This is a genomic window from Nocardia sp. Root136 (assembly GCF_001427185.1).
Classification (GTDB): Bacteria; Actinomycetota; Actinomycetes; order Mycobacteriales; family Mycobacteriaceae; genus Nocardia; species Nocardia salmonicida.
In genome coordinates this window covers 138,327-146,375 of record NZ_LMFE01000012.1, presented here as the reverse complement: position 1 = coordinate 146,375, position 8,049 = coordinate 138,327, and the positions used below count along the sequence as shown (strand labels likewise).

Annotated in this window: 6 protein-coding genes; 4 read left to right on the top strand and 2 right to left on the bottom strand. The window is 66.6% G+C overall.

All coding sequences use genetic code 11. The annotated features are described in order from the left end of the window. Positions 1 to 97 precede the first annotated feature (97 nt). From ASD42_RS30255 to ASD42_RS30240, 4 genes are all read left to right on the top strand, one after another. Complete coding sequence (locus tag ASD42_RS30255) at positions 98 to 2,308, top strand: MMPL family transporter (protein WP_056823103.1); 2,211 nt, start codon at positions 98 to 100, stop codon at positions 2,306 to 2,308. Between the two features lie 15 nt (positions 2,309 to 2,323). Continuing rightward, positions 2,324 to 3,892: a glycosyltransferase family 39 protein gene (locus ASD42_RS30250; RefSeq protein WP_056823101.1), complete on the top strand. Its 1,569-nt coding sequence runs from the start codon at positions 2,324 to 2,326 to the stop codon at positions 3,890 to 3,892. Next, positions 3,882 to 4,985 carry an alpha/beta hydrolase gene (locus ASD42_RS30245; protein ID WP_056823098.1) on the top strand — a complete coding sequence of 368 codons (1,104 nt, stop codon included), beginning with the start codon at positions 3,882 to 3,884 and terminating at the stop codon, positions 4,983 to 4,985. The genes ASD42_RS30250 and ASD42_RS30245 overlap by 11 nt, the downstream gene beginning before the upstream one ends. A gap of 246 nt (positions 4,986 to 5,231) precedes the next feature. Next, positions 5,232 to 5,879, top strand: coding sequence for a TetR/AcrR family transcriptional regulator (locus ASD42_RS30240; RefSeq protein ID WP_056823096.1), 648 nt, complete (start codon positions 5,232 to 5,234; stop codon positions 5,877 to 5,879). A 17-nt stretch (positions 5,880 to 5,896) separates the two neighbouring features. Here ASD42_RS30240 and ASD42_RS30235 read toward each other — a convergent pair whose 3' ends face one another. After that, positions 5,897 to 6,715, bottom strand: coding sequence for a DUF4129 domain-containing protein (locus ASD42_RS30235; RefSeq protein ID WP_235569887.1), 819 nt, complete (start codon positions 6,713 to 6,715; stop codon positions 5,897 to 5,899). A gap of 301 nt (positions 6,716 to 7,016) precedes the next feature. Continuing rightward, on the bottom strand, positions 7,017 to 7,832 hold the full coding sequence (locus tag ASD42_RS30230) for an NAD(P)H-binding protein (RefSeq protein WP_056823092.1): 816 nt from the start codon (positions 7,830 to 7,832) through the stop codon (positions 7,017 to 7,019). Between the last annotated feature and the right edge of the window lie 217 nt (positions 7,833 to 8,049).

Here is an 8,049-nt window from a genome sequence, read left to right as displayed (position 1 = left end):
AGAGTCGTTGTGACCGGCCGCAACATTGCGTGGTAGCGACCGAAAAGACCACTGACAGTGACAAGTTCGACACATCGCGAGCAGTTGGGAGGCGAATGTGTTCGCCGAGTTGACACAGTGGGCAGACACCGTCGTGCGTCGGCGATATTTGGTGATCTTGATTATGGTGACCGGATTGTTGGCACTGGGAACTTACGGGCTCGGGCTCGGCGCGGATCTGAGTTCGAAAGGGTTCGACGATCCGTCGTCGGAATCGGTTCGTGCGGCGCACGTGCGCGACAACGCATTCGGCCGTGATCACAGCAGCGATGTGATTTTGTTGTTTCGGGCGCCCGCAGGATCAACAATTGACGATCCAGCCTTTACCGAGACAGTCGTGGCGGGACTGAACAGTCTGCCGCAGCGTTTCCCGAACGAGATCGACCGGATCAACGGCGCGTATTGGCCGACCGATACCGGCGTGGCGCTTCCCGACGTCTTCGGCTCGCCCGAACGCGACTACGCGTTCGCCTCGGTCGCGGTCAGCGGTCTCGATCCCACCGAACAGGGCCGCAACTACCGCAAGATCGCCGAGGAGTTCGTGATCCCCGGGGTCGAGGTCGAACTCGCCGGCGGGCAACCGGTCGCTCTCGCGTTGAACGACACCATGGTTCAGGATCAGCGACGTGTGGAGCTGTTCGCCATCCCCGCGGTCGCGATCCTGCTGTTCTTCCTGTTCGGCGGCGTCGTCGCCGCGGCGCTGCCGCTGATCATCGGCGGACTCACCATGCTCGGCGCATGGGGGCTGCTGCGCTGCCTCACCGCGGTCACCGAGGTGAACTCCTTTGTCTCCCCGGTTGTCTCGATGATCGGCCTCGGCCTGGCGATCGACTACGGGCTGTTCGTACTCAGTCGTTTCCGCGAGGAACTGGCCGACGGCCGCACGGTCGACGACGCGGTCCGGCGTTCGGTGACCACGGCGGGGCGCACGGTGTTGTTCTCGGCCTTGATCGTGGTGGTCGCGGCGGCGGGCATTCTGGTGTTCCCGCAGGGCTTCCTGCGATCGTTCGCCTACGGCGCCATCATCACCATCTCGCTGGCGGCGCTGACCTCGATCACCCTGCTGCCCGCGATGCTGGCCGTGCTGGGCAGGCGAGTCGACTGGCTCGGCGTCGACTGGTTCCGCAAACCGGTCGCCAGTGACCGTGTCCCCGACAACAGGTGGGGCCGGTTCGCCGCAGGCGTCATGAAACGTCCACTGGTGGTGGCGATTCCGATCTGCCTCGGACTGCTGCTGCTCATCGTCCCGATCCAGAATCTGGCCTTCGGCTCCATCAACGAGCGTTTTCTCCCGCCGACCCATCCGACGCGCATGGCCCAGCAGCACTTCGACGAACTGTTCCCGCTGCGCCAGATCGACCCGATCGACCTGGTCATCATTACTTTCGACCCCGATACCGCCGAGACCGTCCGCGCCGACGCCAACCACGCCCCCGGCCTCGGCGCGCCGTTCGCCGAGCCGATGCAGTCGCCGTTCCAGCCCCAGGTTCTCACCACCCACACCGTGCTCGCCGGTTCCGACAACGCCGAGGCGACCGTCGACTATCTGCGTTCGATGCCGCTGCCGCCCGGCACGACCCTGATGGTCGGGGGCAATCCCGCCGTGGAGAAGGACAGTATCGACGCGCTCGTCGAGCGGATGCCGCTGATGATCGCGTTCGTCTTCCTGGCCGGCACGCTCCTGATGGCGCTGACATTCGGTTCGCTGATACTGCCGCTCAAAGCCGCCGCGTTGAACCTGCTCGGGCTCGGCGCCACCCTCGGCGTGCTGACGTGGGTCTTCATCGATGGGCACGGCGCGGGGTTGCTCGGCTTCACCCCGCAACCCATCATGTCGCTGGTCCTGGTCGTCATCGTGTCGGTGGTCTACGGGCTGTCGACCGATTACGAGGTATTCCTGCTGTCTCGCATCGTCGAAGCCCGGGCAGCGGGAGCCTCCACGACCGAAGCGGTGCAGGCGGGTATCGCCCGTACGGGCCGCATCATCACCGCTGCCGCGCTGATCCTGCTGGTGGTCACCGGCGCGTTCGCGTTGTCGGATCTGCTGATGATGCAGTACATCGCCCTCGGCATGGTCACCGCGCTGTTCATCGATGCCACCATCCTGCGGATGCTGCTGGTGCCCGCATCCATGCGGCTGCTCGGGGACGCCTGCTGGTGGGCGCCGGCGTGGCTCACACGCCTGCAGCCCCCTCCTGAACACGAATCTCTCGCCCACTCGACACCTTCCGGAGCTGCTCCGACGCCAGTCCGCGGCGACCGGGACTGACCCCGGAGTACCACCATGAAAGTCCGGAGCGGCACCGTCGACGTGCCCGCCGCACCCACCAGCACGCTGCCCGCCTTCGCGTGGCGCGAGGTGTCGATTGTCGCGACCGTGGCCGCGACCCTGTTCCTCGCCAGGATCGACCGCTACCGCATCGGCGGCGACGAACTGTATTTCCTCGCGGCCGGACGGCATCCGTCGGTGAGCTATGCCGATCAGGGCCCGCTGGTTCCGCTGCTTGCGGCACTGTCGGACTACCTCGCGCCGGGATCCACCGCCGTCCTGCGGTTGCCCGCGCTCCTGTTCACGGTGCTGGCCATCGTGCTCAGCGCGATGATGGCCAGGGAGTTCGGCGGTGGACGACTCCCCCAGACCGTCGCCGCGCTCGCCTACGCGACCACCCCGATGGCGGTGATGCAATCGGCGATGCTGAGCACCTTCGCCCTCGACATCACCTTGACGGCGATGCTGGCGTGGCTGCTGATCCGCTGGGTGCGGACCCGCGAGGACTACCTTCTGGTCGCAGCGGGGTTCGTCGCCGCGGTCGACTTCCAGGTCAAATGGCTGATTCCGATCATCTGGACGATGCTGGCCCTCGGTGTGGCCGTGTTCGGGCCGAGGCAGATGCTGCGTCGGCCCGCGTGGTGGCTGGGCTCGGGCCTGCTCGCCGGGTCGGCTGTCCCGATTCTGTGGTGGCAGCACAGCAACGGCTGGCCGCAGTTGGCGATGGGCGCGGTCGTGCGCGACGAACAACTCGCCACCGCCGGGTTGACGGCGGTGCCGTGGACGATGATCCAGGTCACCGGAGCGGGCGGGCTGCTGTTGATCGCCGGCATGTGGGCGGGCCTGCGCGCCGAGCGATTCCGGCCGTACTACTTCCTGATTCCGATGATCGCGCTCGGTCTCGGCGCGGTGGTACTCGCGGGTCTGCGCCCCTACTTCGTCGCCGGTGCGTTTCCCGGCCTGTTCGCGGCGGGCGCGGTGTATCTGGCCGACCGTGGCTTCTCCCGGCTCGGGGCGATCATCAGCGGTGGCATCGGCGCACTCGCGACCGCGATCTGTGTGGCGCTCGTCGTCGTCCTGCCCCTCCCGGACTCGGCACTGCGACAGTCCACCGACGACTATTCACAGATCCACTCGCGCAGTCTGCTTTTCGGGCTGGACGGTTGGGACGACCTGGTCACCGCGGTGGCCGAGAGCTACGACCGGGTACCGCAGCGGCAGCGCGAAGCTCTGGTGATCGTGACCCAGAACTATTGGCAGGCAGCCGCACTCGACGACCTCGGGCCCGCGGCCGGGCTGCCCCCGGTGTTCAGCCCGAACCGTGGCTACGGCTACTTCGGCACACCACCCGACACCGCGACCACCGTGCTCTACGTCGGGGTCGACGATCCGGGCACCGTGCTGCGCACCCGCTTCAACCGGACCACCCTGCTGACCCACATCGACGAACCCCTCGGCTTTCCCGGCGTGAACCGCGGCGTCGCGGTGTGGCTGTGCGACGGGCCGAGCCAACCGTGGTCGGTCCTGTGGCCCGATGCCATGCAGCTGCGGTTCGTCGACGGGACGAGCCGCCATGGGCGATAGCGACGACACCGGAGCGAACGGAGACAAGACAGTGGTGCATTCGATGATGCGGCGGCTGGCACTCGCGGTGGCGCTCGCCGCCACCGGCCTACCCGTCGTCGCGACAGCGCAGGCGGCCCCTGACCTGGTCGCGGCCCACGCCATGTCGGCGGCACTACCGGCGCCGAACGGCTCGTTCGCCGTCTCCGCCGCCGCCAACGGCCCCGGCAAGGTGATCGACCTGACCGTGCACTCGGCGGCGATGAACCGCCCGGTCACCGTCGCGGTCATTCCCGCCGCCGATCCGGCGGCGCCCGCGGGCTCGCTGTATCTGATCAACGGGGTGGACGGTGGCACCGACACCCCCGATTGGCGGGAGGGCAGCAACTGGTTCACCAAGACCGATGCCGTCAAGTTTTTCAGCACCACACAGGCGAACGTGGTGATGCCGATCGGCGGCGCGGGCACCTTCTACACCGACTGGCAGGCCGATGATCCCGGCACCGGACGCAATCGCTGGCTGACGTTCCTCACCACCGAACTGCCTCCGATCATCGACTCGGCCTTCCACGGCACCGGCCGCGACGCGGTCGCCGGTTTGTCGATGGCCAGCGCGGCGGTGTTCCGGATGGCACAGGAAGCGCCGCAACGATTCCGGATGGTCGGCTCCTTCAGCGGCTGCATCCAGACCAGCAACCCGGCCGGACAGGCGATGGTGGCCTCGATCGTCACCGCGCGGCGCGGCAACCCGCTGAATATGTGGGGGCCGCCCACCGATCCGGCCTGGACGACCAACGACGCGGCCCTCAATGCCGAGAAGCTGCGCGGGGTGCAGGTGTATGTCACTACCGGCAACGGCCTGCCCGGCCCGCTGGATACCCTCAACGGCCCCGGCGTCAAGAGCAGTCCGATGAAGCTGCTCGACCAGCTGATCATCGGCGGTGTGCTCGACGGGATCACCGTGGTGTGCACCGCGTTGTTGCGCGACCGACTGGCCGCACTCGATATCCCGGCGACCTTCGATTTCCGCCCGGCAGGCACCCATTCCTGGGGTTACTGGGAGCAGGACATGCACACCTATTGGGAGCGCGCCGCCGCGCTGGTCGTCCCGTAGTTTCCGGTTCGACTCACCCCCGAGTGCCTTTGTGCGGGAAACGCACGTTCTGGCACGAACCTTGATGAGCCGACTCAATACCGGACCACCGAGCACCGAAAACCCGCTCGCGAAATCTACTCTTCGCCCATGACAACTCGACGTTCCCCGCCCGGCAGTTCCCCCTGCAGTACGCGCACCATGCCGCCGCCTCGATCGCTCAACCGATGTCAGCGGTGGGACCGACTTCGCCGAAAAGGAACTCCGATGCCACCGAAACCCGTCGACCGGCGAATCCGCCCGAAGCAAGAGCGGGCGAAGGCGACCAGGGAACACATTCTCGATACCGCCGCGGAGTTGTTCGGCCAGCGAGGAATCGACAACACCTCCACCAATGTCATCGCCGCGCACGCGCGGATCAGCATCGGAACGCTGTACCGGTACTTTCCGGAGCGGTCCTTCCTCGTCGACGAACTCCTCGATCGGCTCATCACCGACGTCGAGCAGGATTTCACCCAGCGCGTATTCAGCTTGACCGTAGAGACCTCGCCGACCAGCAGTGACGACTACGTCGCGATCGCATCGGAGATTCTCGACGTCTTCGCCGATGCGTTGGCCGCCAAGTCGGATCTGGTTCGCGCGCTCGTGCGCAGCGTGCAGTTCTACAGCAGCGGGTTGCCCGAATTCGAACCGCGACTGCGAATGCTGCTCAAGCTCATCGTGATCCAGTTCGTCGGGCCCGGACACGACCATGACCACGACATGATGTCGTGGGTTCTGGTCAACACCGGTTTCGCGGCGGTGTTGCGCGCCTCGGCCGACGACGTGGCCGACAGCGACCGCGCCGCCGCTATCGCCATGACCGCCCGGATGATCGGCACGTGGCTGTACGCCGAGCTGCGACGCCACGAATAGGCCCCCCGCGCAGGCAGTTACACCGAAACCTCGTCGCGGGCTTGGAGATCGGCCAGTACCAGGCGCAGTAGTTGTTCGGCACGGATGCGCTGCCAACCCAGCATCGCGTGCGGACTGAACCTGGCTTCCTCGAACAGCGCGACCAGTTCGTGCGCGCCGTCGTCGTGCAGCACGCCACTGTCGAAAGCCCGCTCCAGCACTTCCCTCGGCGTATCCGAAACCAGCGGTGCCGCAGCACGATCCGCCGCCAGTCCGGCCTCCATCGCCACATAGCAGGCGATCACCGCGGTTCGCGGGTCCTGCCCCGGCGCGTTCATCGCGGCCAGGCCCATCTCGGCTGCCCTGGTCAGCGAGTCGACCGTGTTCGACACTTGCTCCTCGGTCAGCTTCACCCCTTCGACCAGGGGCGTCCGCCGCCCGGAGACGGTGACCCCGACGAGACCGACCAGCGCGATGGCGATCAGCACGACCGCCAGCCCCACCGCCCCCAGCAGCGCCGTCCCGCTCAGACGCGAAGGGTCGACCGCCGAGTCGACCACCTGTACCTCGACGGCACCCGACACCGGCGGCGTCCCTTCCGCCGCGGCCGGTGAAGTCGGTTGCCGCCTGGCACCGGGCAGGACGAACAGCATGGTGATTCCGACAGCGAATGTCAGCGCGACAGCGCTGAGCGCGACGGGAGCCAGCACCGCGAACCGCTTGAACGACAGGCGAACCCCGAGATCACTGTCGAGCGCGGGCATCGCCAAGGGCAACCGATGCTGACTGACAATGACTCCGGCGAGCAAGATCACCACCGAGACCAGCAGCAATACCGGCATCAATGCGACAGCCAACGGCGAAGCACCGCCGTTTTCACTGGGAACGGAGGTCCCAGGTAAATGCCCGTGCAGCGCGATAATCGCTGCGACAATCAGTACGACCGCCGCGAACAAACGACCCATTGGAGCCAATATCTTTCCCACTGCTGTACCGCCGAACCCCTGGAAGCCACCCGAAATGCCCACATAATGGCATTTCACCCGCCCGCCAGGAACCAACCACACAAGGTTTGGTCCAACTCCCTCAGCGCCCGCCGATTCCTTGTTTCCCACAACATTTCCTACCGCGGGGCAATGAAATTCTCAGCCGGGCATGTCAATCGGCGAGAAAGCGGTCGGCGTTCGCGTGTGCCCACTGACTGAAGGTGGTGGCGGGCTTGCCGGTGATGTCCTCGACGCTGGTGATGGGCAGGGATTCCGGGGTCGGGGCGAAGTCGATCAGGACATTGTCGACGTACCAGGTGGCGTTGTCGCCCATGGTGGGCCGCAGGGCGGTGATGGTTTCCTCGCGAGTGGAGGTGCGGAAGGTGATCTCGCGATCGAGCGCGTCGGCGAGATGGGCGAGCAGGTCGGTGCGGCTGAGGATCTCCGGGCCCACGAGGGCGTGTGCGCGGCCGAGGTGACCATCGGTCAGTAGCGCGGTCGCGGCGACCGCGGCGATGTCGTTCATGGCGATGGGCGCGCTCGCGGTGTCGGGGTGCGGTTCCCGGACCGCACCGTTTTCGCGGATCTGCTGGGACCACGTCAGGGTGTTCTCCATGAAGTCGGCGGGCCACAGATGGGTCCAGGCCAAGCCGCTGCCTTCCACCGCGTTGCACACACTGCCCCACCAGCTTTCGGGCTCGCCGGACAGATCGACGACGTGCCGCACACCGGCGGCCCGCGCCAGCTCGAGCACCTCGGTGACAGTGCCCGGCGAAGGTGCCAGATACATCCGGTCGACGCCCTCGAACGCCGCGGACAAGCTGTCCGGTCGCCCCAGATGGCCTCGGACCACCTGAACCCCCTCGGGCAGTCCGGCTTTACCCGGGTCGATGGTCAGCGCGCGAAGGTCGGTGGCGCCTCGCGCGATCAGCTGGTCCACGACCAGCCGCCCGATATTGGCCGTCGCCCCGGTAACCAGGATTGTCATCGGTTTTCCCTCCGCCTCGGCTCGTTGAACCCTTCGATCCTGCCAACGAAATCCGAACGGCGCACATGGCAATCTGCGACGGCAGCTCCGTACCGGACCCGCGAGTCCTCAGCGCCGCAACGAGTCCGGCCGCCACGACAGGGGCTCTCGCGGCTGTCGAATCAGCGTCGAGGTCGTCGCGCACACGCGGATGAACAAGTTCCGGACCGCCGAGCAG

Excerpts from the sequence above, each read along its gene's own strand:
- ASD42_RS30250 (WP_056823101.1), top strand. The coding sequence starts at position 2,324 with ATGAAAGTCCGGAGCGGCACCGTCGACGTGCCCGCCGCACCCACCAGC.
- ASD42_RS30245 (WP_056823098.1), top strand. The coding sequence starts at position 3,882 with ATGGGCGATAGCGACGACACCGGAGCGAACGGAGACAAGACAGTGGTG.
- ASD42_RS30240 (WP_056823096.1), top strand. The coding sequence starts at position 5,232 with ATGCCACCGAAACCCGTCGACCGGCGAATCCGCCCGAAGCAAGAGCGG.
- ASD42_RS30230 (WP_056823092.1), bottom strand. The coding sequence starts at position 7,832 with ATGACAATCCTGGTTACCGGGGCGACGGCCAATATCGGGCGGCTGGTC.